General features: G+C 71.5%; 25 protein-coding genes. 11 read left to right on the top strand and 14 right to left on the bottom strand.

Going from position 1 to position 24,860, the window contains the following annotated elements; translation table 11 throughout:
* Positions 1-51: 51 nt before the first annotated feature.
* Complete coding sequence (locus ACH4G3_RS06625; RefSeq protein WP_397623458.1) at positions 52-882, bottom strand: helix-turn-helix domain-containing protein; 831 nt, start codon at positions 880-882, stop codon at positions 52-54.
* A 217-nt stretch (positions 883-1,099) separates the two neighbouring features.
* On the opposite strand from ACH4G3_RS06625, the gene ACH4G3_RS06620 reads away from it, so the two are divergent.
* From ACH4G3_RS06620 to ACH4G3_RS06610, 3 genes are all read left to right on the top strand, one after another.
* Positions 1,100-1,501 (top strand): MmcQ/YjbR family DNA-binding protein, encoded by a 402-nt coding sequence (locus tag ACH4G3_RS06620; protein ID WP_397623457.1) that lies wholly within the window; start codon positions 1,100-1,102, stop codon positions 1,499-1,501.
* 107 nt (positions 1,502-1,608) lie between these two features.
* Positions 1,609-3,060, top strand: a complete 1,452-nt coding sequence (locus ACH4G3_RS06615) for an aldehyde dehydrogenase (protein ID WP_397623456.1) — start codon at positions 1,609-1,611, stop codon at positions 3,058-3,060.
* Between the two features lie 2 nt (positions 3,061-3,062).
* Positions 3,063-3,296 carry a ferredoxin gene (locus ACH4G3_RS06610; RefSeq protein WP_397623455.1) on the top strand — a complete coding sequence of 78 codons (234 nt, stop codon included), beginning with the start codon at positions 3,063-3,065 and terminating at the stop codon, positions 3,294-3,296.
* Between the two features lie 39 nt (positions 3,297-3,335).
* Here the strand turns inward: ACH4G3_RS06610 and ACH4G3_RS06605 are convergent, their stop codons facing one another.
* Both ACH4G3_RS06605 and ACH4G3_RS06600 read right to left on the bottom strand, forming a co-directional pair.
* Positions 3,336-3,656, bottom strand: coding sequence for a GYD domain-containing protein (locus tag ACH4G3_RS06605; RefSeq protein ID WP_397623454.1), 321 nt, complete (start codon positions 3,654-3,656; stop codon positions 3,336-3,338).
* Positions 3,657-4,036: 380 nt separating this feature from the next.
* The gene (locus tag ACH4G3_RS06600) at positions 4,037-4,699 is read right to left on the bottom strand and encodes a TetR family transcriptional regulator (RefSeq protein ID WP_397623453.1); all 663 of its coding nucleotides are present in this window, start codon (positions 4,697-4,699) and stop codon (positions 4,037-4,039) included.
* A gap of 211 nt (positions 4,700-4,910) precedes the next feature.
* On the opposite strand from ACH4G3_RS06600, the gene ACH4G3_RS06595 reads away from it, so the two are divergent.
* Genes ACH4G3_RS06595 through ACH4G3_RS06585 form a run of 3 tightly spaced genes read left to right on the top strand, consistent with a single transcriptional unit; the run spans position 4,911 to position 8,157 of the window.
* On the top strand, positions 4,911-6,347 hold the full coding sequence (locus ACH4G3_RS06595; protein ID WP_397623452.1) for a glycosyltransferase family 4 protein: 1,437 nt from the start codon (positions 4,911-4,913) through the stop codon (positions 6,345-6,347).
* Positions 6,341-7,090: a class I SAM-dependent methyltransferase gene (locus ACH4G3_RS06590; RefSeq protein ID WP_020275921.1), complete on the top strand. Its 750-nt coding sequence runs from the start codon at positions 6,341-6,343 to the stop codon at positions 7,088-7,090. The genes ACH4G3_RS06595 and ACH4G3_RS06590 overlap by 7 nt, the downstream gene beginning before the upstream one ends.
* Positions 7,087-8,157, top strand: coding sequence for a prenyltransferase/squalene oxidase repeat-containing protein (locus ACH4G3_RS06585; RefSeq protein ID WP_397623451.1), 1,071 nt, complete (start codon positions 7,087-7,089; stop codon positions 8,155-8,157). The genes ACH4G3_RS06590 and ACH4G3_RS06585 overlap by 4 nt, the downstream gene beginning before the upstream one ends.
* A gap of 15 nt (positions 8,158-8,172) precedes the next feature.
* Here ACH4G3_RS06585 and ACH4G3_RS06580 read toward each other — a convergent pair whose 3' ends face one another.
* The 8 genes from ACH4G3_RS06580 to ACH4G3_RS06545 form a co-directional block, all read right to left on the bottom strand.
* Entirely contained in the window at positions 8,173-8,466 is a 294-nt protein-coding gene (locus ACH4G3_RS06580; protein ID WP_397623450.1) for a hypothetical protein, read from the bottom strand.
* 53 nt (positions 8,467-8,519) lie between these two features.
* Positions 8,520-9,530, bottom strand: coding sequence for an LLM class F420-dependent oxidoreductase (locus ACH4G3_RS06575; RefSeq protein ID WP_397623449.1), 1,011 nt, complete (start codon positions 9,528-9,530; stop codon positions 8,520-8,522).
* Between the two features lie 97 nt (positions 9,531-9,627).
* Positions 9,628-10,452, bottom strand: coding sequence for a hypothetical protein (locus tag ACH4G3_RS06570; RefSeq protein ID WP_397623448.1), 825 nt, complete (start codon positions 10,450-10,452; stop codon positions 9,628-9,630).
* 238 nt (positions 10,453-10,690) lie between these two features.
* Positions 10,691-11,212: a hypothetical protein gene (locus tag ACH4G3_RS06565; protein ID WP_397623447.1), complete on the bottom strand. Its 522-nt coding sequence runs from the start codon at positions 11,210-11,212 to the stop codon at positions 10,691-10,693.
* Positions 11,213-11,361: 149 nt separating this feature from the next.
* Entirely contained in the window at positions 11,362-12,327 is a 966-nt protein-coding gene (locus ACH4G3_RS06560; protein ID WP_397623446.1) for an N-acetylmuramoyl-L-alanine amidase, read from the bottom strand.
* A 63-nt stretch (positions 12,328-12,390) separates the two neighbouring features.
* Positions 12,391-12,678, bottom strand: coding sequence for a hypothetical protein (locus tag ACH4G3_RS06555; RefSeq protein WP_397623445.1), 288 nt, complete (start codon positions 12,676-12,678; stop codon positions 12,391-12,393).
* Positions 12,679-12,785: 107 nt separating this feature from the next.
* On the bottom strand, positions 12,786-13,436 hold the full coding sequence (locus ACH4G3_RS06550) for a class I SAM-dependent methyltransferase (protein ID WP_397623444.1): 651 nt from the start codon (positions 13,434-13,436) through the stop codon (positions 12,786-12,788).
* A 90-nt stretch (positions 13,437-13,526) separates the two neighbouring features.
* Positions 13,527-15,266, bottom strand: a complete 1,740-nt coding sequence (locus ACH4G3_RS06545; RefSeq protein WP_397623443.1) for an MFS transporter — start codon at positions 15,264-15,266, stop codon at positions 13,527-13,529.
* 396 nt (positions 15,267-15,662) lie between these two features.
* Here ACH4G3_RS06545 and ACH4G3_RS06540 point away from each other — a divergent pair, with 396 nt between their 5' ends.
* Positions 15,663-17,090 (top strand): MFS transporter, encoded by a 1,428-nt coding sequence (locus ACH4G3_RS06540; RefSeq protein ID WP_397624080.1) that lies wholly within the window; start codon positions 15,663-15,665, stop codon positions 17,088-17,090.
* Between the two features lie 232 nt (positions 17,091-17,322).
* Positions 17,323-18,063, top strand: coding sequence for a class I SAM-dependent methyltransferase (locus tag ACH4G3_RS06535; protein WP_397623442.1), 741 nt, complete (start codon positions 17,323-17,325; stop codon positions 18,061-18,063).
* Between the two features lie 4 nt (positions 18,064-18,067).
* Here the strand turns inward: ACH4G3_RS06535 and ACH4G3_RS06530 are convergent, their stop codons facing one another.
* The 3 genes from ACH4G3_RS06530 to ACH4G3_RS06520 all read right to left on the bottom strand — a co-directional run bounded on the left by ACH4G3_RS06530 (position 18,068) and on the right by ACH4G3_RS06520 (position 21,479).
* Complete coding sequence (locus ACH4G3_RS06530) at positions 18,068-18,685, bottom strand: response regulator (RefSeq protein WP_397623441.1); 618 nt, start codon at positions 18,683-18,685, stop codon at positions 18,068-18,070.
* Positions 18,682-19,938 (bottom strand): polysaccharide pyruvyl transferase family protein, encoded by a 1,257-nt coding sequence (locus ACH4G3_RS06525; RefSeq protein WP_397623440.1) that lies wholly within the window; start codon positions 19,936-19,938, stop codon positions 18,682-18,684. The genes ACH4G3_RS06530 and ACH4G3_RS06525 overlap by 4 nt, the downstream gene beginning before the upstream one ends.
* Positions 19,939-20,117: 179 nt before the next feature.
* The gene (locus ACH4G3_RS06520) at positions 20,118-21,479 is read right to left on the bottom strand and encodes a sensor histidine kinase (protein WP_397623439.1); all 1,362 of its coding nucleotides are present in this window, start codon (positions 21,477-21,479) and stop codon (positions 20,118-20,120) included.
* Positions 21,480-21,869: 390 nt separating this feature from the next.
* On the opposite strand from ACH4G3_RS06520, the gene ACH4G3_RS06515 reads away from it, so the two are divergent.
* From ACH4G3_RS06515 to ACH4G3_RS06505, 3 genes are read left to right on the top strand one after another with little or no spacing between them, the layout of a single operon-like run.
* Complete coding sequence (locus ACH4G3_RS06515) at positions 21,870-22,727, top strand: MaoC/PaaZ C-terminal domain-containing protein (RefSeq protein ID WP_397623438.1); 858 nt, start codon at positions 21,870-21,872, stop codon at positions 22,725-22,727.
* Positions 22,728-22,758: 31 nt separating this feature from the next.
* Positions 22,759-23,835 carry a Zn-dependent alcohol dehydrogenase gene (locus ACH4G3_RS06510; protein ID WP_397623437.1) on the top strand — a complete coding sequence of 359 codons (1,077 nt, stop codon included), beginning with the start codon at positions 22,759-22,761 and terminating at the stop codon, positions 23,833-23,835.
* A gap of 10 nt (positions 23,836-23,845) precedes the next feature.
* The gene (locus ACH4G3_RS06505; RefSeq protein WP_397623436.1) at positions 23,846-24,793 is read left to right on the top strand and encodes a 3-oxoacyl-ACP reductase; all 948 of its coding nucleotides are present in this window, start codon (positions 23,846-23,848) and stop codon (positions 24,791-24,793) included.
* The last annotated feature ends 67 nt before the right edge of the window (positions 24,794-24,860 follow it).

The raw sequence follows: 24,860 nt of genomic DNA, 5'->3' as shown, positions 1-24,860 counted from the left end.
TGGTGCTGTTGGGTGTTGGCCCTCGCCGGCCTGCTCAGCCGTGAGCCGGCCTCACATGCCGGTCCTGGCCTCGCGGGCCGCGAAGGCGGCCGGGGTCAGACCGGTGTGGCCACGGAAGAAACGGCCGAAGTTCGCGGGATCGGTGAACCCGAGATGGACGGCCACAGCCCGGGCGTCCCAACCGCCGCCTCCCAGCAGGCGCCGGGCTTCGAGCAGCCGCCGCTCGTCGATGACCTCACGCACCCCCTTGCCGGTGGCGTCCCGGGCCGCGCGGCTGAGGGTACGAACCGAACAGCCGAGCAGCCCGGCATAGTCCGCAGCCCGGTGCAGTTCCCGGAAGTGCAGCTCCAGGGCGTCCGCGAACCGTGCGTACGTGGCCTTGCGACCCGTGCCGCCCGCCAACGCGCCGTCGGAGGTGACATCCGGGGAATTGGCAAGGCGCAGCAGCAGCGATTCGAGCAGGCCGCGCCGCAGGGCGTGGTGGACGTCGAGCCGGCGGCGCCCCAGTGCACGGTGCTCGTCCAGGAGTTGCAGCGCCGTCTGCCTCAGCCAGGCCGCGTCTTCGGGGTGCGGGGTGAGAACGGCAGGGGCCTCGTGCGCGGTGAGCGGGGCCAGCAGGCGGGCGGCGTCGGACGTCAGCACGTCCGGCTCGAACAGGATGAACAAGCCGCGGGCGGCGCCCGGCGGATGCCAGCACTGCGCGTGCCCGGGACGTACCCACAGCCACTGGCCGCAGGCAACGGTCCGCGTGACGTGGTCGACATCGTGGAGCAGCTCACCCTCGGTCACCAGGATCAGGTAGTGGAAAGTGGCGCGGCCCGGACGGGGCGGATTCCACGGCCAGTCGTCGTGCTCGGCGAAGAAGTCCTCGACGGTGTTCACCTCAAGGCCGTACGGAGTGCCGACCGGGGGCTGGAAACCGTACAGCGGAACCGCGGTCTGCCCGCGGCGTCCGGCGGAACGCCTGGGGTGTCGCTCATCGACCATCACGTGTCCGCAGCTTACCGCCCGTTTCGCCCGCTTCGGGGAACAGGATGGGGCGTGCCGTCCGCGTCCGTGGCCGACGCCCCGGCCCGCCACCACGAGAAAGGAAACACTCATGAACGGATCGACCCTGCACACGTTCGCCGCCGAGTGCGCGGAGGAACTTCCCGGAGCGCAGCTGGAGCATCCCTTCGGCCCGGACTGGGAGGTCTTCAAGGTGCGAGGCAAGGTGTTCATGCTGATGACGGAGGTCCCCGGGCGCCCCGTCGTGATCCTCAAGGCGGACCCCGAAGAGGCCCGTGCTCTCCGGGAACACAACAGCCACATCACCCCCGGCTACCACATGAACAAGAAACACTGGATCACGCTGGAGGCCGGGACAGGCGTCGACAAGAAGCTGGCCAGGGAACTCATCACCGACTCCTATCTGCTCGTCGTCGCCCACCTGCCCAAGGCCGAGCAACCCGTCGACCCGCACACCTACGGCACCAGCGCGCAGGCCCCTGAGCACTCGTAGGGCTGCCGGAGACGGGTGTCGTCCGCCTTCTCGTCGGGTCCGTGGACTCCTTGGACGAGAACTGGTATCAGTTCCTGAAACACCGTCAGATGTGAAGGCAGTCGGCCATGACCGAGCTCGTGGAACACGGACAGCTGTTCGTCGGCGGGGAGTTGACCGACCCCCTGGGTACGGATGTCATCGAGGTGGTCTCACCGCACACGGAAGAGGTCATCGGACGCGTCCCGCACGCCTCGACGGCGGATGTGGACCGGGCCGTGGGGGTGGCCCGGCGGGCCTTCGACGAGGGCCCCTGGCCGCGTATGAGCCTCGACGAGCGGATCGGCGTCGTGAGCAGGATCAAGGACGGGATCGCCGCCCGGCACGACGAGATCGCCCGCGTGATCTCCGGCCAGAACGGCTCGCCGTACTCCTGGAGCGTCCTCGCCCAGGCCCTCGGTGCCGTCATGGTCTGGGACTCGGCGATCACCGTCGCCCGGAACTTCACGTACGAGGAGCGGCGCGACGGTGTGCTGGGCAGGATCCTCGTACGGCGCGAGCCCGTCGGGGTCGTCGCGGCCGTCGTCCCCTGGAACGTCCCGCAGTTCGTCGCCGCCGCCAAGCTCGCCCCCGCCCTGCTCACCGGCTGCACGGCCGTGCTCAAGCCCTCGCCCGAGTCGCCGCTGGACGCGTACCTGCTCGGCGAGATCGCGCGGGAGGCCGGGCTGCCGGAGGGCGTGCTGTCGATCCTGCCCGCCGACCGGGAGGTGAGCGAGTACCTGGTCGGGCACCCCGGCATCGACAAGGTGTCCTTCACCGGCTCCGTCGCGGCCGGCAAACGCGTGATGGAGGTCGCCGCCCGCAATCTCACCCGCGTGACGCTCGAACTGGGCGGCAAGTCGGCGGCCGTCGTGCTGCCCGACGCGGACGTCGAGACGGCCGTGGCGGGCATCGCCCCCGCGGCCTGGATGAACAACGGCCAGGCCTGCGTCGCCCAGACCCGCATCCTCCTGCCGCGCTCCCGCTACGACGAGTTCGCCGACGCCCTCGCCGCCGCGGCGGGCGCCCTGACGGTCGGCGACCCGCTGGACCCCGCCACCCAGGTGGGCCCGCTGGTGGCCCGGCGGCAGCAGCGGCGCAACCTCGACTACATCCGCATCGGACAGGAGGAGGGCGCGAAGATCCTCACGGGCGGCGGACGCCCGGCCGGCCTCGACCGCGGCTGGTACGTCGAGCCGACCCTCTTCGGCGACGTCGACAACTCCATGCGCATCGCCCGCGAGGAGATCTTCGGCCCGGTGATCTGCCTGCTGCCCTACGATGACGAGTCCGACGCGGTGAAGATCGCCAACGACTCCGACTACGGACTGAGCGGCAGCGTGTGGACGGCGGACGTCGAGCACGGCATCGAGATCGCCCGGCAGGTCCGTACGGGCACGTACTCGGTCAACACTTTCAGCCTGGACATGCTGGGCCCCTTCGGCGGCTACAAGAACTCGGGCCTGGGACGGGAGTTCGGGCCCGAGGGGTACGGCGAGTACCTGGAGCACAAGATGATCCACCTCCCGGCGGACGCGTAGCGATGGGCGACCGCTGGCACGTGGAGGTCGACCGCTCCCTGTGCATCGGCTCCGCCCAATGCCTCCACCACGCGCCGGACGGCTTCCGCCTGGACTCCGCCCGGCAGTCCCATCCGGCCGCCCCGGCCACGGTCGCGAACGAGCGGGTGCTGGCGGCGGCGGAGAGCTGCCCGGTGGAGGCGATCACGATCACGCTGGGAGACAGCGGGGAGCCGGTGTTCCCACCGGAGGAGTGAGGAGCAGGGGCGGCGTCACAGCCGCCGCCCCGGGGTCCGTCAGGCGCCGGGTGCCCGGTAGTCCACCTGTTGTCGGACGGCCTCGTCCACCTCCTCGGGTGACAGCAGGACGACCGTGCTCGTGCGGACTCCGCCCGCCGCCGAGACGACCATGCCCATGGCCGCGGCGGAGGTGTTGCCCGGCAGTTCCGCCGTGACGTAGACGTCGTCGTCGCCGAAGGCCCAGTACATCGTCTCGACCCGGCCCCCGAGGCCCTCGATCATGCGCCCGACGACGTCACGCCGCTTGCTCCCGCCCTCCTTGAGCAGACCCTTCAGTCCGTCCGGAGTCAGTTTCACCTTGAAGAGGTACTTCGCCATGGGGTGCCCTTTCACTTCCGCCCGAAAAGTCGCTTTGACTCCCTCATGTTCCTTCGGGCTCGGTGATTCGTCGCGGTGACGGGGGCCTCAAGGGGGATGTAGGGGTTATATGGGTCATTCGGGAGATTTAGGTAAAAAATTCCGTACAGGGGTTTTCTTCGCGGGCAGAAGTTCTAGCCTGGACTTAGGCCTACGGGACGAGTGAGGGAGTCCGACCGGAGTTGGCCGACTCTGGCAGGAAGCTTCGGCTTCCGCCGGTGCCGACTGCGACGGTAGGGCTGAGAGGCCGGAAGGCCGAAGGGCCGAGAGGCTCGGCGGCTGGAAGGCGACCCCCATAACCTGATCCGGACCATGCCGGCGAAGGGAACCCGTCTCGTAGGTCATTCGTGTGCGTCGGGCGCCGTCAGATCGATCAGCCGGCACACCGTCTCGATGTCGATCTTGACCTGGGCGATGGAGGCGCGGCCCGAGAGCCAGGTGATGAGGGCCGAGTGCCAGGTGTGCTCGATGACCCGGACCGCCGACAACTGCTCCGGAGTGGGGTGCTCCAGCCCCATCGCGTCCAGGATGATCGCCGTCGTCTGCCGCGAGACCTGGTCGACCTCCGGGCTCACGCTCCGGTCGGCGAAGGTGAGGGCCCGGACCATCGCGTCGGCCAGGTGCGGTTCGCGCTGGAGGGCGCGGAAGGCCCGCATCAGCGTCTCCGCGACCCGCTCGGCCGCCCTCTCGCCCTGCGGGGGCTTCTTGCGCAGCGTGCCGTGCATGTGCTCCAGCTGGTCCTGCATGGTGGCGACCAGCAGGTGGATCTTGGACGGGAAGTAGCGGTACAGCGTGCCGAGCGCCACCTGCGAGGACTCCGCGACCTCGCGCATCTGCACGGCGTCGAAGCCACCCCGGCTGGCCAGTTGCGCGCTCGCGTGCAGAATGCGGCGACGGCGGGCCTCCTGCCGCTCCGTCAGGGGCGGGGAGCCGGGGGCTGCGGCTCTGGCATCCACCTTGGCCACCTTGTTCACCTTGGTGCTCACCTTGGCTTCCGCGGGCATGGGTCGGGCCCGTTCCGTGACCGTCCGTGAGGACGAGTGATCAGACAGCATGGCACGGTGCCGGCCGTGGCGTGAATCACCTGATCCACTGCTCACAGCACCCCTACCTGCCGGTAGATTCAGAGCCTCCGAACGATCAAGTCTGAAACTTGTTCTAGATTAGCGTCCCGGCGTAATCTCGCGGGACAGAGCAGTCAGAAGGGGGCCCAGAGTGACCGCTGAGGCCAGGGAGGCCGGGGCCCCGGAGGACCTCGCCGCCGACGGCTTGCGACCGCTCCACATCGCGCTCCTCACCTATAAAGGGAACCCGTTCTGCGGCGGCCAGGGCGTCTATGTCCGGCATCTCTCGCGCGAACTGGCCCGCCTCGGCCACCGGGTCGAGGTCATCGGCGCACAGCCGTATCCCGTGCTCGACGAGGGCTACGACGGGCTGAGCCTCACCGAGCTGCCCAGCCTCGACCTCTACCGCCAGCCGGATCCCTTCCGCACGCCGAAGCGCGACGAGTACCGCGACTGGATCGACGCGCTCGAAGTCGCGACCATGTGGACCGGCGGCTTCCCCGAACCGCTGACGTTCTCGCTGCGCGCCCGCCGCCATCTGCGCGCCCGCCGCGGCGAGTTCGACGTCGTCCACGACAACCAGACGCTCGGGTACGGGTTGCTGGGAGACGTGGGCGCGCCCCTGGTGACCACGATCCACCACCCCATCACCGTCGACCGGCAGTTGGAGCTGGACGCGGCGGAGGGCTGGAAACGGCGCTTGTCGGTGCGCCGCTGGTACGGCTTCACACGCATGCAGAAGCGCGTCGCGCGGCGGCTGCCGTCCGTGCTCACCGTCTCCGGCACGTCCCAGCAGGAGATCGTCGACCACCTCGGCGTCCGCCAGGACCGCATCCACGTCGTCCACATCGGCGCCGACACCGACCTGTTCTCGCCGGACCCCTCGGTGCCGGTCGTGCCGGGCCGGATCGTGACGACGTCCAGCGCCGACGTGCCGCTGAAGGGCCTGGTCCATCTCGTCGAGGCACTCGCCAAGGTGCGCACCGAGCACCCCGGCGCCCACCTCGTCGTCGTCGGCAAGCGCCCGGCCGAGGGACCCGTCGCCCAGGCGATGGAACGCTACGGCCTCGACGGCGCCGTCGAGTTCGTCAAGGGCATCTCCGACGAGGAACTCGTCGACCTGGTGCGCTCGGCCCAGGTCGCGTGCGTGCCGTCGCTCTACGAGGGCTTCTCACTGCCGGCCGCCGAGGCCATGGCGACCGGGACGCCCCTGCTCGCCACGACCGGCGGAGCGATCCCCGAGGTCGCCGGCCGGGACGGGGAGACCTGCCTGGCGGTGCCGCCGGGCGACTCGGAAGCACTGGCGGCGGGGCTTGTCCGGCTGCTGGGCGACGCGGAGTTGCGCGCGCGGCTCGGAGCGGCCGGGCGGGAGCGGGTGCTGCGGCACTTCACCTGGGCCAGGGCGGCGGAGGGCACGGTGGCGCGCTACCGGGAGGCGATCGCCCGGGCGGAGGGCGGCACCGAGGGCCGTCCCGTGACCCGGGCTTCGGCCGGCTCGGGCGTGGGCGGCAACCGCTCGGCGACCCTGGTCTCCACGGCCACCACAGATGTAGAAGGCGTCAACTCCGAAAGCAGGGCCACGTGCTGACCGTCGACTTCTCCCGGTTCCCGCTCGCCCCGGGCGACCGAGTCCTGGATCTCGGCTGCGGTGCCGGCCGGCACGCGTTCGAGTGCTACCGGCGCGGCGCGCAGGTCGTGGCGCTGGACCAGAACGCCGAGGAGATCCGCGAGGTCGCGAAGTGGTTCGCGGCGATGAAGGAGGCCGGCGAGGCCCCCGAGGGCGCCACCGCCACGGCCATGGAGGGCGACGCCCTCGCACTGCCCTTCCCCGACGAGTCCTTCGACGTCGTCATCATCTCCGAGGTGATGGAGCACATCCCGGACGACAAGGGCGTCCTCGCCGAGATGGTGCGCGTGCTGAAGCCCGGCGGGCGCATCGCCGTCACCGTCCCGCGCTACGGCCCCGAGAAGGTCTGCTGGACCCTGTCCGACGCCTACCACGAGGTCGAGGGCGGCCACATCCGCATCTACAAGGCGGACGAGCTGCTGGAGAAGATCCGCGAGGCCGGCCTGGAGCCGTACGGCACCCACCACGCCCACGCCCTGCACTCCCCGTACTGGTGGCTGAAGTGCGCGTTCGGCGTCGACAACGACAAGGCGCTGCCCGTGCGGGCGTACCACAAGCTGCTCGTCTGGGACATCATGAAGAAACCGCTGGCCACCCGCGTCGCGGAACAGGCGCTGAACCCACTGATCGGCAAGAGCTTCGTGGCGTACGCGACCAAGCCGCACCTGCCGCGCCTCTCCGGCACCGGGGCGGACGCCCAGTGACGACTCCCCGGACGGAACACCTGGTCCTGCCCGGGGTCCTCACCGCCGGACAGGCCGCCGCGACCGTCGCCGGCATCCTCGCCGTACAGCGCGAGGACGGCGCGATCCCCTGGTTCCGGGGCCACCACCTCGACCCGTGGGACCATGTCGAGGCCGCGATGGCGCTCGACGCGGCCGGTGAACACGAGGCCGCCGAACGGGCCTACCTGTGGCTGGCCCGGCACCAGAACGAGGACGGCTCCTGGTACGCGGCCTACGCGGACGGAGACTTCGCCGAGGTCACCGACCGGGGCCGGGAGACCAACTTCGTCGCCTACATAGCCGTGGGCGTCTGGCACCACTACCTCTCCACCGGCGACGACACGTTCCTGGAGCGCATGTGGCCGGCGGTGTACGCGGCGGTGGAGTTCGTGCTGCGCCTGCAGCAGCCGGGCGGGCAGATCGGCTGGCGGCGCGACGACGACGGCACGGACACGGCGGACGCCCTGCTGACGGGCAGTTCCTCCATCCACCACGCGCTGCGGTGCGCGCTGGCGATCGCCGAACAGCGGGAAGAGGCGCAGCCCGACTGGGAGTTGGCGGCGGGTGCGCTGCGGCATGCGATACGCCGGCACCCGGAGCGGTTCCTCGACAAGAACCGTTACTCGATGGACTGGTACTACCCCGTGCTCGGCGGCGCCCTGACCGGCGCGGAGGCCAAGGCCCGCATCGAGGAGGACTGGGACCGGTTCGTCGTACCGGGGCTGGGCGTGCGGTGCGTGGTCCCCAACCCGTGGGTGACGGGGGGCGAGTCCGCGGAACTCGCCCTGGCGCTCTGGGCGATGGGGGAGTCCGACCGGGCGTTGGAGGTGCTGCAGTCGATCCAGCACCTGCGCGATCCGGAGAGCGGACTGTACTGGACCGGGTACGTCTTCGAGGACGACGCGATCTGGCCGCGGGAGCTGACCACGTGGACCGCGGGGTCGCTGTTGCTGGCCGTCGCCGCGCTGGGGGGCCATGAGGCCACGTGCCGGGTCTTCGGCGGCGAGGGCCTGCCGGTGGGGCTGGACTCGGAGTGTTGCGCCTGACAGCTCCCTGAGGCGTCAGTGCCGGTGTACTCGATTGGCGATGGCGTGGCCCACGAACAGGTAGACCACCGCGGCCAGGCCATAGCCGGCGACCACTCGGGCCCAGGCCTCGTCGAAGGTGAAGAGGTCGTGCGACCAGCCCGCGAGCCAGCGGGCCGCGTCGTGGATGAACTGGACGAAGTCGTTGGCGCGGTTGGCGTCCAACAGGTACATCAGAATCCACAGGCCCAGGATGAGGGCCATGATGTCGGCGACGACGGCGATGACCGTGCCGGCCTGATTCGCACTGTTGCGATATCGAGGGGACATGCCCTCCGGGTTGCCCTTGAAGTCTGGATGAAACCCGTACGCGTGGAATTCGCTCAGGAGTTCAACTCCGCGAGTACGCGCAGTGTCTCCCGGTCCGGTGCCAGCACCAGCAGGTCCGTCACCGGCCCTTTGCGCCACAACTCCAGCCGTTCCGCGATGCGTTGGCGCGGCCCGACCAGGGAGATCTCGTCGGCGAAGGCGTCGGGCACGGCGAGGACGGCCTCCTCCCGGCGGCCGGACAGGAACAACTCCTGGATGCGGCGGGCCTCCTCCGCGTACCCCATGCGGGCCATGAGGTCGGCGTGGAAGTTGCGGGCCGCGTGTCCCATGCCGCCGATGTAGAAACCGAGCATGGCCTTGACGGGCAACAGGCCCTCGGCGACGTCGTCACAGACCCGGACCTGGGCCAGGGGGGCGACGAGGAAGCCTTCGGGAAGGTCGCGCAGCGCGGGGCCGTACACCTCCGGCCGGGTCGGCGACCAGTACAGCGGCAGCCAGCCGTCGGCGATCCGGGTCGTCTGGGCGACGTTCTTCGGTCCCTCCGCGCCGAGCAGGACCGGCAGGTCCGGGCGGAGCGGGTGCGTGATCGGCTTGAGGGGTTTGCCGAGGCCGGTGGCGTCCGGGCCGCGGTAGGGGTGGGAGTGGAAACGGCCGGCCAGCTCGACCGGCGCCTCGCGCCGCAGCACCTGCCGTACGACGTCGACGTACTCGCGGGTGGCGGTCAGCGGAGACTTCGGGAACGGGCGTCCGTACCAGCCCTCGACGACCTGCGGGCCGGACAGGCCGAGGCCCAGCATCATGCGCCCGCCGGAGAGGTGGTCGAGGGTGAGTGCCTGCATGGCGGTGGTGGTCGGCGGGCGGGCCGCCATCTGGGCAACCGCCGTGCCCACCTTGATGGTGGACGTGTGGGCGGCGATCCAGGCGAGCGGCGTGAACGCGTCCGAGCCCCACGACTCCGCCGTCCACACCGAGTGGTAGCCCAGCCGCTCGGCCTCCTGCGCGAGCGGCACATGGCCGGGGGAGGGGCCGCGGCCCCAGTAACCGAGCGCGAGACCGAGCCGCACACCTGCCTCCTGACGGGTCGTCAGCCGATGTGGGCGATGACTGTACGGCAACGGCCCCCCACCCGGAAGGGTGAGGGGCCGTACGTCGTTCAGGGGCTCAGCCGCGCTGGATGCCCGACGTGTCCTGGAGGACACCGCGGCGGCCGTCCTGCGTCTGGGCGACCAGGGCCGCGCCGCGCTGCTCGACGGCCAGGTACCAAGTACCCGGGGCGAGTTCGGCGATCGGCGTCGGCGAACCGTCCTCGGCGAACAGCGGCCGCGGCACCGGCACCGCGAACCAGAACGGCGAGAAGTCCCCGGCCGGCGGCTGCGGCGCCTGGGCCTGCTGGGGCTGGGGCTGACCGCCGTACGGCTGACCCGGCTGCCCGGGCCCGGGCTGTCCCGGCTGCGGGTGACCGTAGCCACCCGGCTGCTGGGCGCCCGGGTAACCGTAACCGCCGGGCGGCTGAGCGCCGTAGGGCTGCGGGGCGGCCGGGCGCGGGGCGGGGATGAGGGCGCCCTTGAGAGCCGGGACGAGGGGGGTGGCGATCGCGGCGCCGGCGAGCAGGAGTGCAGCGATCAGGCCGAGGATGAGACCGGAACCAGCGCCGACGTCCGCGCCACCGAGGTCGTCGCTGAACGCACCGAGCGGGTCGATGATCGTCCAGAGCGAGGTCCATGCGGTGAACAGGGCCAGCGCCACGCCGAGTTGACCGAGGTCGAGGCCGACGACCTTGCGCTCCGGGAGGGTGCGGGCGAGAACGATCAGGACCGCAGCGATGACGCCACCGACGTACATGCTCATCACCAGGCCGAGGTTGTCCCAGGCATTGGGGATGTCACTGCCGGAGGTGTCGTACGTGTCGAGGAATGACGCGATGAACAGCAACACCGCTGCTCCGATCACCACGCCGTCGCCTCGAGTGAGGGAGCGGATATTCACTTCAGTTCCTTCGCCAGTCGTCTCGTCGTCGGTGGAGGCGCCGCTGTCACCATGGCGCCGCGAGGGCGTGGTGGGAAGCGCGGGGGTGGCCCCTCATGGTACGGATGAGGGTATCCCCCGCTCGGCAGGGGTGTCTGCCCGGGATCAACGGCCGTTCGTGCGTCTCCTGCGAGAAAGCCGCCCGCCGGGAGGCCGGCGGACGACTCTGGCTCATGCGGGTGACGGTGCCTGCGCGCCGTTACTTCTCCGTGTAGGTGAAGCAGACACCGATCGGCTTGTAGGCCGTCTTGTTCTTCGCGACGATCTTGAACTGGATGTTGTCGTAGATGTCGAACTTCTTGCCGCTGTACTTGGCGTAAGCGGTCAGCGTTCCGTGCTTGCCGCGAGAAACTTCCCTGGTTCCGCTGACGGTGATGCTGCGGCTCTTCTCCACGTCCCAGCCGACGCCCGCGCTGATGGCGTTGTAGGTCACCCCGATGTTCTTCGAGAGAGTGGTGCTGACCGACTTCGTCTCGGAGATGCCGAGCCTCGTGCCGCCCGGGCCGGATGCCTTCGCGAGCGGCTTCTTGCCGCACTTCGTTCCGACGGACTTGACGTGCACCAGCTTGCCGTACGGGTAGAAGGGGCCATCGGCCGCGCTGACCGTTCGGGTCTCCGCGGTGGGTGATACCGACTGGGCCTGGGCTGTGGCGCCGGTACCCGCAAGGCAGGCGGTCAGAGCGACGGCTGTCGCTCCGAACTGTGCTGTACGACGCTTCATCGCGTTCCCCGTTCGTCGTTGGAGGCCATGAGCGCCTCCGGTCGACTCAAGTTGATCAAGTGGCCGTACGCGAATGCAATCAACTTGAGGAAGAACTGAGCATGTACATGTTCAGGGTATGGGGGGTGGCCGTCGAAGCCGTGCAGCCGTTACCTGCTCAGGAAACTCACGATTCCCTCGGAGATCCCTTGCGCCGCCTTCTGTCGCCACGCGCCACTGGTCAGCAGCGCCGCGTCCTTGCTATCGCGCATGTTTCCGCACTCGATGAACACCTTGGGAACCGTTGACAGATTGAGACCGCCCAGGTCCTTACGCGTGACGAGACCGGTGCCGTCGCCGATGTAGTTGGACGGGGCGCTGCCGGTGACGGCGACGAAGCGGCCCGCGACGCGCTCGCCCAGATCGCGGGAGGGTCCGACGATCGCGCGGGTGTCGGCGGCGCCCGCGTGGACCGCGCCGGGCAGGATGACGTGGAAGCCGCGGTTGCCGGCGCCCGAGCCGTCCGCGTGGACCGAGACCACGGCGTCGGCCTTCGCCTCGTTGCCGATCCGGGCCCGCTCGTCCACGCACGGGCCGTACGGCCGGTCGCCGTCCTGCGTCAGCTTGACCGTGGCGCCCTGCTCTTCGAGGAGCGTGCGCATCCGGTGCGCCACGTCCAGGGTGAACTTCGCCTCGGTGTAACCGTCGTTGGTGGACGTGCCCGTGGTGTCGCACTCCTTCCAGTTCGTCCCGATGTTCACCTTGCGGTTGATCTCGGAGGCGTGCTGGAAGTTCTCCGGGTTGTGCCCGGGGTCGATGACGACGACCTTCCCCTTGAGCGGGCCGGAGGCCGGGGCGGGTGCGGAGGTCGACGACGCCGTCGGCTTCCGTGACGGCGAGGCGCTCGGCTCCTTGGCGTCGTCGGTCGGTGCGCCCGACGCGGAGGACACGGGAGGCGGTGAGGACCGCACGGTCGCCCGGCCCGAGCCGCCGCCGTCGCCCGAGCCGCCCACCGTCTCGTACACGAGCCAGCCGAGCAGCGCCCCGGGCACCAGTGCGGCGAGCGCGACGGTCAGGGGGCCGCGGCGGGGGCGGCGGGGCTGGGGAGGTTCGAAGTCCGGGCCTACGTACGACACGTGTGCCACCCTAGCGGCCCTCACCGGGCGGCAGCGGGCCGAGGACAGCCCAACGGGTGGCGGCTACTCCTCGTTCCCGTCGGGCTCCCCGTGCCGTACCGCCTCCTTCACCCGTGCCTCGATCTCCTGGCGCGGGGTGTCCTCCTGCTTCGCGTAGGCGGTCACCGCCGCCTGGACGTCACGGGCGAGGTCGCGCCAGGCGCGCCAGGCGGTCTCCCAGGTGGTGGTCTGCTGGGCGCTCCACGTGGTCTGGGTGGGCGGGCCGTACGCGTCCTGCAGTTGCCGCACGCGGGCGTACGCCTCGTCCGCCGCGCGCTGCTTCTCCACGAGCTCTGCGAAGGTGTGTGCCACGCGCCCGGATCCTTGGGCAGTGACGGTCGCCCGCCGACTCGCCACGCCGCCCGTGGGCCGACCGGGAGGGGGTGCGGAGGGCGCAGTTCACCCGCCCAGCCGTTCGGCTAGACACCCGGGCCGGTGCGCCGCAGGACCCGCAGCGAGTCCGTCGCCGAGACCTCGGTGAACGCGCCGGAGGCCAGGGCCCGGAGGTAGACGCGGTACGGGGCCTGGCCCGTGAACTCGTCCTCCGGCTCGGGGAAGACGTCGTGGATGACGAGCAGGCCGCCCTCGGCCACGTGCGGGGCCCAGCCCTCGTAGTCGGCGGTGGCGTGCTCGTCGGTGTGGCCGCCGTCGATGAAGACGAAAGCGAGAGGGGTCTGCCAGATCGCCGCGATCCGCGGGGAGCGGCCGACCAGGGCGACCACGTGGTCCTCCAGGCCCGCCTTGTGCAGGGTGCGGCGGAACGTGGGCAGAGTGTCCATCAGACCGAGCTCGGGGTCGACCGTCTCCGGGTCGTGGTACTCCCAGCCCGGCTGCTGCTCCTCGCTGCCGCGGTGGTGGTCGACGGTCAGCGCGCCGACCCCGGCCTGCCGGGCCGCGTCGGCGAGCAGGATCGTGGACCGGCCGCAGTACGTGCCGACCTCCAGGAGCGGCAGCCCGAGCCGCCCGGCCTCCACCGCCGCCGCGTACAGCGCCAGGCCCTCACCGACGGGCATGAACCCTTTCGCCGCCTCGAACGCGGCCAGGATCTCGGGCTCGGGGGCCGCGGGCATGGGGTTCCTTCCGGTCGTACGACGCTCCGGGCGCCCATGGTGCCGTACCCCCTGCCGGGGGGTGACAGGGGGTACGGGTGGGCGGCGGGGTCAGGCGGAGACCGTCTCGCCCGGCAGTGCCAGGTCCAGGTCGACCGGCCGCTCGTCGCCGGTGTGGGTCGCGGACGAGGCGAGCGGGGCGTGGCCCGTGGCGCGGGCGGCCACGACGTAGGAGCCGCCGGCCGGGACGGTGAGGACGTAGGCGCCGTCCTCGGCGGAGAGCGTCGCGCCCGCCTGGCGGCCCCGGCGGTCGATCAGCGTGACCCTGGCGCGGGCGACCGGCGTGCCGTCCGCTGCCAGGACACGGCCGCGGAAGCCGCGCAGGACCTGCTCGGCGCGCTCCAGACCGGCGTCCTCCTCGCTGCTGGCGCGCAGCTGCGGCTTGTCCGACGGGCGGCGGCCGGGGAGGAAGAGGGCCAGGAGCAGGCCCACGGCGACCGCGGCGGTCGCGATCAGGAAGGAGAGCCGGAAACCGTGCATGGTCGGGATCTCTACGCCGCCGACGTTGTCCGCGGTGTTCGCCAGCACCATGCCGATGACGGCGCTCGACACCGACGTGCCGATGGAACGCATCAGGGTGTTGAGGCCGTTCGCGGCGCCCGTCTCCGAGGCCGGGACCGCGCCCACGATCAGCGCGGGCAGCGAGGAGTAGGCCAGGCCGATGCCCGCGCCCAGCAGGACCGAGATGACCAGGCTCTGCCAGGGGGCGCTCATCAGGCCGAGGCCGGCGCCGTAGCCGATCGCGATGATCAGCAGGCCGAGGATCAGGGTGACCTTGGGGCCGTACTTCGCGGACAGCCGGGCGTAGACGGGCGCGGTGAACATCATCGTCAGGCCGAGCGGCGCGACGAGCAGACCCGCGACGACCATCGACTGGCCGAGGCCGTAGCCGGTGGACTTCGGCAGCTGGAGCAGCTGGGGCAGGACCAGGGAGACGACGTAGAAGGAGACGCCGACCATGATCGAGGCGAGGTTGGTGAACAGGACGGCCGGACGGGCCGTGGTGCGCAGGTCGACCAGCGGGGCCTTGACGCGCAGCTCCATCACGCCCCACAGCAGCAGGACGACCGCGGCGGCGCCGAACAGGCCGAGCGTGGTGCCGGAGGTCCAGCCCCAGTCGCTGCCCTTGGTGATCGGCAGCAGGAAGAGCACGAGCCCGGTGGACAGACCGAGGGCGCCCGGCAGGTCGAAGGAGCCCTCGGCGCGCATCGGCGACTCGGGCACGACGAGCAGGGTGAGGGCGATGGCGAGGACACCGAGGCCGGCGGCGCCGTAGAACAGGGCGTGCCAGTCGCTGTGCTGGGCGACCAGGGCGGCGGCGGGCAGGGCGAGGCCGCCGCCGACGCCTATGGAGGAGCTCATCAGGGCCATGGCCGAGCCGAGCTTCTCGCGGGGCAGCATGTCGCGCATCAGGCCGATGCCGAGCGGGATGGCGCCCATCGCGAAGCCCTGGAGCGTACGGCCGGCGATCATGAGCAGCAGGTCGCTGGTGAAGGCACTGACCAGGGCGCCGACGACCATGACCGACAGGCTCGTGATCAGCATGCGCCGCTTGCCGTAGAGGTCGCCGAGCCGGCCCATGATCGGGGTGGCCACCGCGCCGGAGAGGAGGGTCGAGGTCAGGACCCAGGTGGCGTCGCTGGGGGCGGTGTCCAGCAGCTGCGGCAGGTCCTTGATGACCGGGACGAGCAGGGTCTGCATCACCGCGACAACGATGCCCGCGAAGGCGAGTACGGGGACCACGGCCCCGCTCGCTCTGCCGGCGGGACGGACTGTCGTCGTCTGCGTCATTGAGTGAGGCCTCCAGGCCGGGGTTGTTCGGGACGGGCGTGGTCACGCGGCCACGGTGTTACGTGGTGTACGAACCTTGTATGCGTAGGCAACTATTCCGTTGCTTCGGCACTCTAACGAAATCTTGACCTTCTCATGAGGGAAGCCCTGGGTCCTGAGTGAGCCCTAGGGCCTGTCGTTTGGATCAGATCGCAGACGCGGGGTCTGGCACGCGCATCTGCGGCGTTGTCGTCGGTTGCCGATGCTCCGCATCGACGCCCTCCTCCGCCTTGCAGCTGCACGCACCAGACCCCGCTCACCGGCGCCGAAGAGGTGCCGCCGATCCCCTGCGACCTGATCCAAACGACAGGCCCTAGGTCGAAATCCCGATGCAAGGAGCATGGAGTGGTTGAGAGCATGACACCCATGCTCGAAGCCGCCGAAATGACCCGTACGCCGCGCCGAGCCGCGCCTCCCACCTGGCTCGTGATCGCGCTCACCTGTGCCGGGCAGTTCCTCGTCGTGCTGGACGTGTCCGTCGTCAACGTGGCGCTGCCGTCCATGCGGACCGGGCTCGGGCTGAGCGAGCAGGGCCTGCAGTGGGTGGTGAACGCCTACGCCATCGCCTTCGCCGGGTTCATGCTGCTCGGCGGGCGGGCCGGGGACCTCTACGGCCGCAAGCGGATGTTCCTCGTCGGGCTCGGCCTGTTCACCGTGGCCTCGCTGGCGGGCGGACTGGCGCAGGAGGGTTGGCAGTTGCTGGTGGCGCGGGCCGTGCAGGGGCTGGGTGCGGCGGTGCTGGCGCCCTCGACGCTGACGATCCTCACGGCCTCGGTGCCGGAGGGTGCCGCCCGGGCCCGGGCCATCGGGACCTGGACGGCGGTCGGTGCCGGTGGTGGCGCGGCGGGCGGCCTGGTCGGCGGGCTGCTGGTGGAGACGCTGTCGTGGCGGTGGGTGCTGCTGATCAACGTGCCGGTGGGGGCGGTCGTGCTGTGCGGGGCCGCCTGGTTCCTCACCGAGGGCAGGGCCGGGGACGGGCGGCGGCTCGACCTGCCGGGCGCGCTGCTCGTGACGGGCGGGCTCGGCACGCTGGCCTACGGCATCTCCCAGACCGAGGCGGCGGGCTGGACGGCGGCGGCCACGCTGCTGCCGCTGCTCGCCGGGCTCGCGCTGATCGGGCTGTTCCTCGCGGTCGAGGCGCGCACGCGCAGTCCGCTGATGCCGCTCGGGCTGCTGCGCCTGCGGTCGGTGTCGTCGGCGAACGTGGCGATGTTCCTGTGCGGCTCCGCGATGTTCTGCATGTGGTTCTTCATGACCCTGTACACGCAGAACGTCCTGGGCTACACCCCGCTGGAGGCCGGACTCGCCCTGGTCCCGAGCTCCCTGGCCGTCATCCTGGGCTCCAAGCTCGCGCCCCGGGTCATGCGGAGGCTGGGCCCGCGGAACGTGGCGGCGCTGGGCACGCTGGTCGCCGTGGCCGGCTTCGCCTGGCAGTCGACGATGACCCCCGAGGGTGCGTACGCGACGACGATCCTGGTCCCCGGAGTCCTGATGATGCTCGGCGCGGGCCTGGCGGCGACCCCGCTGGCCTCCGTGGCCACGTCCGGCGCGGCACCCGAGGAGGCCGGACTGGTGTCCGGACTCGTCAACACCTCCCGCACGATGGGCGGTTCGCTGGGCCTGGCGGTGCTGTCGACCCTCGCCGCGACACGGTCGGCGGGGAGCGCGACACCGGCGGCACTGACGGAGGGGTACGCGCTGGCGTTCCGCGTGGGAGCCGCGGTGCTGGCGGCCGGCGTGGCGCTGATGTGGGTCTGGCTGCCGCGGACGGCGGGCGAGCGGTAGGGCCACCGAACGACAAAAAGAGCGCCCGGCGTGGCCCGGGACAGGGGGCGTGGCGACCCTGGGGAGGCGCTCCGAGGGTGTTTCGGCCCAGGGTCGGAGTGGTCGGACGGCGGATGGCGTCCCCGGTGCGCGGCAAGCCGCAGGGCGCCTCCCGCTCACGGCTTAGAGACCCTCCTGACCTGGCCTTCCGTCCTCTCCCGGCCTACGATCGGCGGACCTGGAAGGGGGCCGGATGGACCGGAACATACGCACCGTCGACGACGTACTCGCGCTGCTCGACGGGCTGTTCGTGGCCGAGGCCGATCGATGGACGGGGCGGGGCGCCGACTGGTGGGACGGGTTCTACGCCGACCGTTCCCGGCCGGTGCCGTTCTTCGTGGCGAAGCCGGACGAGAGCCTGGTGTCCTGGGTGGACGGTGGGCTCGTCGCCGGAGGGCGGGTGCTCGACCTGGGGTGTGGCCCGGGGCGCAACGCGCTGTATCTGGCCGAGCGGGGATTCGAGGTGGACGCCGTCGACCTGGCTCCGGCGGCCGTCGACTGGGCCCGGGAACGGGCCCGTGCGGCGGGGGCGGACGGCGTACGGTTCCACTGCGGGGACGCGTTCGCGCTCGCCGGTACGGAACTCAGCGGGCCGTACGACCTCGTCTACGACTCCGGCTGCTTCCACCATCTGCCGCCGCACCGGCGGATCAGCCATCTGGCGCTGCTGGAGAACGTCCTGGCTCCCGGGGGCCTGTTCGGCCTCACGTGTTTCGCCGCCGGTGCCGACGGGATGGGGTCGGAGCTGTCCGACGCGGACTTCTACCGTGAGGCGAGCGGCCTCGGGGGCGGGCTCGCGTACACGCCCGAGGCGTTGCGGGAGATCTTCTCCGGCCTGACCGAGGTCGAACTGCGGCGGATGCGCGACGAGCCGGAGGAGTCGGGGTGCTTCGGCGAGGGTTTCCTGTGGACGGCGTTGTTCCGGCGGAGCTGACTTCTCACAGCCAGCCCTGGCGGCGGGCCTCGCGTAGGGCCTCTGTGCGGTTGCGGGTGCCTGTCTTGCCGATGGCGGAGGAGAGGTAGTTGCGGACCGTGGACTCCGAGAGGTGGAGGCGGGTGGCGATGTCGGCGACCGTCGCGCCGTCCGCGGAGGCCTTGAGGGCGTCGCTCTCGCGCGTGGTGAGGGGGTTGGGGCCGGCGCTGAGCGCGGCCGTGGCGAGGGCCGGGTCGACGACGGTCTCGCCGGCCAGGACACGGCGGATCGCGGCGGCGAGTTCCTCCACGGGGCCGTCCTTCACGAGGAAGCCGGTGGCTCCGGCCTCCATGGCGCGGCGCAGATAGCCGGGCCGGCCGAAGGTGGTGAGGATCAGGACGCGGCAGCCGGGCACCCGGGCACGCAGGTCGGCGGCGGCGTCCAGGCCGCTCTTTCCCGGGAGTTCGATGTCGAGGAGCGCGACGTCGGGGCGGTGGGAGAGCGCCGCGTCCAGGATCGCGTCACCGGCCCCCACCTGGGCGACGACCTCGATGTCGTCCTCCATCCCGAGCAGCAGCGCGAGCGCACCGCGCAGCATGCCCTGGTCCTCTGCGAGCAGCACGCGGATGGGTCTGTCGGTCACGGGGCAAGGGTAGGGCTCCCGGGGCTCCCGGGGCGCTGGGGTGCGTCCAGCAACGAGGCCAGCGTTCCCGTGAACGCGGCCGCCGAATGGTCGGCGTGATCGCGGATGCGGGTGGCCACGGCCTCGGCCCCGCCGCCCTCCACGAGGCGTACGAGCCGGTCGATACGGCGTTCGTGGCCTTCCCGGGTGTCGGGGAGGGTGGACACGTAGAAGTCCGTCGCGTCGTAAGCCATGTGGAAGACGTGCTTCTTCACATCGCTCAGCGTCAGGTAGTCGTCGTGGGTCTTGGGGGCCGGCTCGGGCGCGCCGACGCACACCGCGGGGGTGCCGGCGCCCCAGGCGTTGACGCACAGGTGGTAGGTGTCCGTGATGACCAGACGGTAGCGGGGGAGGACCCCCACCAGGTCGCCGACGGTGTGCCGGCCGGGCCGCTGCGCGATGTGGCCGACCGGAGCGGGGACGTCCCGGTCGAACCAGGGCAGCCATTCGAGCGGCGCGCCCAGGCGCTCGGACAGGTCCTGGCAGAAGGCGGGCAGCCACTCGGGGATCTGCGTCCGCGCACCGAGGAACACACCGATCGCACCGCCGTCCGGGACCGCCCGGGACCACTCCGTCGTCGGGAGGTGGCCGAGGTCGCCCGGGCGGGACAGCAGCGCCGCGTCCGAACCGAAGTAGTCGGTCGTACGGTCCCCGCGCAGGTGCGCGATCTTCGCCGCCGACAGCGGGTCGCGCACCCAGACGCGGCGGCTTCGCGTCACCAGGCGTGAGAACAGCGGGCCGTACTCCTTGTCCTCGAAGTCCTCGTAGTCGGACTGCGAGTTGTGCAGGATCGTCCCGCCGTAGCTGAGGGTCCGCGCGAGGAGCTCGTCCGGCTGGTCCGCGAAGAGCAGGGCGCGGTTCAGCAGGGCGCGGGCCGCTGCACGGTCCTCGGCGAAACCGAAGTCGAGCAGACGGTTCGTCGCGTCCTGCTCCAGGTAGTGCCGGGTGTGGAGGAAGTCGCCCCAGAAGACCACCGCGTCGTGGTCGCGCAGCGAGTCGAGGTGCTCGGCCAGGGGGTGGAAGCGGAACGGGAAGGCGGTGTCTTGCGCGCACTCGCGCAGCGGAACGGTCTCCGGTGTGTGCAGGGTGTACCAGGTGGCGTCGATCTCGGGTGTCATACGCCGCCGCAGGGACTCGAACGCCAAGTCGACGGTCAGCATGCCGGTGTTGCGGTACCCGATGTTCGGTGCGGTGATGACGGCGACGCGTGCCATGTGCTCCATTTCCCCTAGCCGTTGCCGGCGCCGTCGACGTGTACGTGTGCATCTCCGTGCAGGTGTGCGTCTACGTGTACGTGTGGCGCGCGCGGACCATCGGCCAACGTACATGGCGACGCGGGTCGTACGGCGTCCCGCCCCCCGGGACCAGCCCCCCGGCGTCGTGGTGCGAACGGTCACGCCCGTTCCGCCACCGCCGAGTGCGCGTCCGTCGCATCGACGTCGAGCGGGAGTTGTGCCGACACGGCGAATCCGCCCCTGGCCCGCGGCCCCGCCGTCAGCGAGCCGCCCGCCGCCGCGAGACGCTCGGTCAGGCCCGTCAGCCCCGTGCCGCCCCGGGCGCCCGAGCCACCGGCTCCACCGCCCGCGCCACCGGCCCCGCTCCTGCCACCGGCCCCTTCGCCACCGTCGGCGACCGCCCCTTCGCCGCCGTCGGCGACCACCCCGACCCCGTCGTCCACCACCGACAGACGCACCCGCTCCGCCCCACCCGACAGCGTGATCTCGCACTGCCGCGCGGCGCTGTGCCGTACGACGTTCGTCACCGCCTCGCGCACCACCCACCCCAGCAGCGCCTCGCTCTGCGGCCCGAGTGGAGGGCCGGTGCGCGTCACGGCGAGCTTGATGCCCGCGGCCGTCAGGGCCGAGTGCGCGCGGTCGAGTTCCGTGTCGAGGCTGCCCCGGCGGTAGCCGGTCACGGCCTCCCGGATCTCGGTGAGCGCCTGGCGGCCCACGGACTCGATGTCCGTGATCTGGGCCAGCGCGGCGTTCAGGTCGCGGGCGGCGAGGCGGCGGGCCGCCTCCGACTTCACGACGATCACCGACATCGTGTGCCCGAGCAGGTCGTGCAGGTCACGGGAGAAACGGAGGCGCTCCTTCTCGACCGCCCGGCGGGCCAGTTCCTCGCGGGCCGCGCGCAGTTCGCCCACCGCCTCGGAGAGCCGCATGATCGCCGCCGTCACCATCGTCGAGATCCACGTGGCGTACGCGATGTCGAGGCCGCCCCAGCCGTCGTGGAAGAAGGACACCGCACCCGCAAGCACCGCCACCGCCGTACCGGCCGGCCGCAGGTGCGACAGCCGCAGGGCCGCACCCGTCGCGAGGCCCAGCAGGGGAAAGAACAGCAGCCAGTTGCCGCCGTAGCCGGCGGCGAGCGCGCAGGTCACGGACGCCAGCAGGGCGAGGGCCACCCGCGTGGAGCGGGCCTCGCGCGTCTCCCTGCGGAACGCGCGGAACGCCACGTAGATGTAGAGCGAGTTGAAGGTGAGCAGTCCCAGCCCGCCGATCCACGGGTTCGGCGTCTGGTCCTGGAAGAGGTTGGAGAAGGCGCCCATCCCCAGCAGCAGCCACGGCAGCAGGGTGAACCCGCTGGGCGGCGGACCGGGGTTCTCGGGAAGCTCGCCCGTTCTCCGGGCGGCTCGCCACTCGGCCCTGAGCCGCGTCTTGTTCGCCGCGTAGTGGCGCTGGTACTCCCGGGCCTGCCGGACGGCCGCCCGGGTCGTCTCGAAGCGGTACCTGACCTTCTCTGTCCAGGACATGTCCCCGTCCCCGATCAGACGTTCGCCGCGCCGCGGCGGTACGACAGCACAGCGTACGAGCCGAAGGCCGGCAGCCAGACGGCCGGCAGGCGTGGTGGTGGTCATGGCAGCGACGCTACGGATCCGCCGGGGCCGGGCGGCAGATGCGGCTGTACGGAGTTCGGCAGGACAAATGTCACGGGCCGCGTCTCGCCCGGCGGCGATCTGACACGGTGTCAGGAGGCTTCACAAGTGCGGGGGCCTGGGCTATACAGAGGGCGCAGGACTGGAACGCGTTCCAGTTCGGCCGCAGACGGCCTCGGCGCGGCCGACGGTGCGGACGGCCGTGCCGAGGTCTTTCCCGCGGCGGTCTTTCCCATGGCGGTCTTTCCCACGGCGATCAGGAGCCCCATGCCCATCGACGCAGCCAAGGCGCTCGCCGCCGAGCCCCGGACCGGCGAGCTCTCCTGGGACCACAAGGACGTGCAGCTCTACCACCTCGGCATCGGCGCCGGCGTCCCCGCCACCGACCCCGACGAGCTGCGCTACACCCTGGAGTCCCGGCTGCACGTCCTGCCGAGCTTCGCCACCGTCGCCGGCGCCGGATCCCCCGGCGTGATCAGCGGCCTGTCCATGCCCGGCGTCGACGTCGACCTCGCCCGCGTCCTGCACGGCGGGCAGAGCCTGCGGATCCACCGCCCCATCCCGGCCCGGGGCCGCGCGACCGCCACCGGCCGGATCGCCGCCGTGTACGACAAGGGCAAGGCGGCCGTCCTCGTCATGCGGACCGAAGTGTCCGGCGACGACGGGCCGTTGTGGACCAACGACGCGCAGATCTACGTCCGGGGAGAGGGCGGCTGGGGCGGCGACCGGGGCCCGTCCACCCGGCTCGATCCGCCCTCCCGCGCGCCGGACCGGGTCGTCGAACGGCACGTCCGCGAGGACCAGGCCCTGCTCTACCGCCTCTCCGGCGACTGGAACCCGCTGCACGCCGACCCCGAGTTCGCCAAGCGCGCCGGATTCGATCGGCCCATCCTGCACGGGCTGTGCACCTACGGCATGACGCTCAAGGCGGTCGTCGGCACGCTCCTCGACGGAGACGTGACCCGGGTGCGCTCGTACGCCACCCGGTTCGCCGGCGTCGTCCACCCGGGCGAGACGCTGCGCATCCGCATGTGGCGCCTGGACGGCGAGGTCCGGGTCGCCGTCAGCGCCGTCGAGAGGGACGACGCGCCGGTCCTCGCCGACACCGTCGTCGAACACACCTGAATCCCGAACGCCGTACGAGGGGAGCCGCACCATGCGCGCAGCCGTACTGCACGAGATCGGCCAGGACAAGCTGGAGGTCCTCGACGACGTCGAGGCGTTGGGGTTCGGACCCGGCAAGGTGCGGATCCGGGTGCGCGCCGCCGGGCTGTGCCACTCGGACCTGTCCGCGATGAGCGGGGTGCTGCCGCAGCCCGGGCCGTTCGTGCCCGGGCACGAGGGGGCGGGCGAGATCCTCGAAGCCGGCGAAGGCGTCGGCCACTTGAGGGCCGGTGACCGGGTCGTCGTGTGCTGGCTGCCCGCCTGCGGCGCCTGCCCCGCCTGCAAGCGCGGACAGACCGAGCTGTGCCTCGCCGGGTTCATGAACGCGGGCACCCCCAACTTCAGGCGGCCCGCCGGGGACGTCTTCGGCATGGCCGGCACCGGCACCTTCACCGAGGAGGTAGTCGTCGACGCCGGGTGCGCGGTCCCGATACCCGACGACGTGCCCTTCGACATCGCCGCCCTCATCGGCTGCGGGGTGACGACCGGACTGGGCGCCGCGCTCAACACGGCGGACGTGGAGGCCGGTTCGTCGGTGGCGGTCATCGGGTGCGGGGGCGTGGGCATCTCCGTGATCCAGGGGGCGCGGCTGCGCGGGGCTGCCGAGATCGTCGCCGTCGATCCGGTCGTGACGCGACGCGAGGCAGCCCTGCGGTTCGGGGCCACGAAGGCCGTCTCGCCCGACGGACTGCCCGACGCCAAGCAGCAGGTCACCGCAGGTGAGGGCTTCGACTACGTCTTCGAGGCCGTCGGCAGGTCGGCCACCGCACGCGCCGCCTACGACAACACCCGGCGCGGCGGCACCCTCGTCGTGGTCGGTGCCGGCGCCATGGACGACTTCCTCCAGCTGAACATGTTCGAGCTGTTCTTCGACGAGAAGCGGATCCTGCCGTCCATGTACGGCGGCGGCGACATCCTGCGCTCCTACGAACGCACCATCGCCCTGTGGCGCGCGGGCCGCGTCGACCTGGCGGGCCTGATCAGCCACCGGGTCCCCCTCGCCGACATCAACGAGGCCCTGGACCAGATGCGGACCGGGACCGCCCTGCGTACGTGCATCGAGATGTGAGGACACCGCCATGCCGCTGCCACTGCCGCTCCGGGGACTGTCCGCGATCGTCACGGGCGCGGGCCGCGGGCTCGGCCGGGCCGAGGCACTGGAACTCGCCCGGCTCGGGGCCGCCGTGGTCGTCAACGACTACGGGCAGCCCGGCCGAGACGGCACGGGCGAGGCCTCCGCCGGGCCCGCCGAGCGGGTCGCCGCCGAGATCCGGGCAGTCGGCGGGACCGCGCTCGCGCACACCGGCGACGTCTCCGACTTCCGGCAGGCACGCGAACTGGTCGAGTCGGCGATCGCCGAGTTCGGCAAGCTCGACATCCTGGTCAACAACGCCGGCATCCTGCGCGACCGCATGGTGTTCTCGATGGCCGAGGAGGAGTGGGACGCCGTGCTCCGCGTGCACCTCAAGGGGCACTTCAACACCATCCGGTTCGCCGCCGCCCACTGGCGGGAGCGGTCCAAACGGGCCGGGGAGCCGGTGTACGGGCGGATCGTGAACACCTCCTCCGAGGCGTTCCTGGCCGGTTCCGCCGGGCAGCCCAACTACGCGGCCGCCAAGGGCGGGATCGTCGGCCTGACCACGTCCACGGCCCTCGCCCTCGGCAAGTACGGCGTCACGGCCAACGCGATCTGCCCGCGCGCCCGCACCCGGATGACCGAGGACGTCTTCGCGGGCGTCGAGCAGCCCTCCGGGGACGGTCTCGACCCGCTCGCCCCCGAGCACGTCGCCCCGCTCGTCGGCTATCTGGCCTCGCCCGCAGCCGCCCATGTGAACGGGCAGCTCCTCGTGGTGCACGGCGGCATGGTGGCCGTCGTCGAACGGCCGCGCGTCGCCGCCCGGTTCGACAGCAAGCAGGACACCTTCACGTACGAGGAGCTGGAGACCGTCCTCGGTCCGTACTACGCGGACCGGCCGGCGGGGGAGACGTTCGCGGCGGCGGAGGTGCTGGGACTGAAACGCGGCTGAGGTACGGAAACGGCCCCACCCGTCACACGGGTGGGGCCGTTCGCCGTACGGTCCGTACGGTCACTGA

It is taken from the genome of Streptomyces afghaniensis, assembly GCF_044327915.1.
GTDB classification, from domain to species: Bacteria; Actinomycetota; Actinomycetes; order Streptomycetales; family Streptomycetaceae; genus Streptomyces; species Streptomyces afghaniensis.
The sequence above is the reverse complement of the archived record's forward strand: the minus strand, read 5'-3'. Positions and strand labels throughout refer to the sequence as shown.

Bases quoted from the DNA above. Each gene is read 5' to 3' on its own strand.
- ACH4G3_RS06620 (WP_397623457.1), top strand. From the start codon at position 1,100: ATGAACGGATCGACCCTGCACACGTTCGCCGCCGAGTGCGCGGAGGAA.
- ACH4G3_RS06615 (WP_397623456.1), top strand. From the start codon at position 1,609: ATGACCGAGCTCGTGGAACACGGACAGCTGTTCGTCGGCGGGGAGTTG.
- ACH4G3_RS06610 (WP_397623455.1), top strand. From the start codon at position 3,063: ATGGGCGACCGCTGGCACGTGGAGGTCGACCGCTCCCTGTGCATCGGC.
- ACH4G3_RS06605 (WP_397623454.1), bottom strand. From the start codon at position 3,656: ATGGCGAAGTACCTCTTCAAGGTGAAACTGACTCCGGACGGACTGAAG.
- ACH4G3_RS06600 (WP_397623453.1), bottom strand. From the start codon at position 4,699: ATGCCCGCGGAAGCCAAGGTGAGCACCAAGGTGAACAAGGTGGCCAAG.
- ACH4G3_RS06580 (WP_397623450.1), bottom strand. From the start codon at position 8,466: ATGTCCCCTCGATATCGCAACAGTGCGAATCAGGCCGGCACGGTCATC.
- ACH4G3_RS06565 (WP_397623447.1), bottom strand. From the start codon at position 11,212: ATGAAGCGTCGTACAGCACAGTTCGGAGCGACAGCCGTCGCTCTGACC.
- ACH4G3_RS06550 (WP_397623444.1), bottom strand. From the start codon at position 13,436: ATGCCCGCGGCCCCCGAGCCCGAGATCCTGGCCGCGTTCGAGGCGGCG.
- ACH4G3_RS06545 (WP_397623443.1), bottom strand. From the start codon at position 15,266: ATGACGCAGACGACGACAGTCCGTCCCGCCGGCAGAGCGAGCGGGGCC.
- ACH4G3_RS06540 (WP_397624080.1), top strand. From the start codon at position 15,663: ATGACACCCATGCTCGAAGCCGCCGAAATGACCCGTACGCCGCGCCGA.
- ACH4G3_RS06535 (WP_397623442.1), top strand. From the start codon at position 17,323: ATGGACCGGAACATACGCACCGTCGACGACGTACTCGCGCTGCTCGAC.
- ACH4G3_RS06525 (WP_397623440.1), bottom strand. From the start codon at position 19,938: ATGGCACGCGTCGCCGTCATCACCGCACCGAACATCGGGTACCGCAAC.
- ACH4G3_RS06520 (WP_397623439.1), bottom strand. From the start codon at position 21,479: ATGTCCTGGACAGAGAAGGTCAGGTACCGCTTCGAGACGACCCGGGCG.
- ACH4G3_RS06515 (WP_397623438.1), top strand. From the start codon at position 21,870: ATGCCCATCGACGCAGCCAAGGCGCTCGCCGCCGAGCCCCGGACCGGC.
- ACH4G3_RS06510 (WP_397623437.1), top strand. From the start codon at position 22,759: ATGCGCGCAGCCGTACTGCACGAGATCGGCCAGGACAAGCTGGAGGTC.
- ACH4G3_RS06505 (WP_397623436.1), top strand. From the start codon at position 23,846: ATGCCGCTGCCACTGCCGCTCCGGGGACTGTCCGCGATCGTCACGGGC.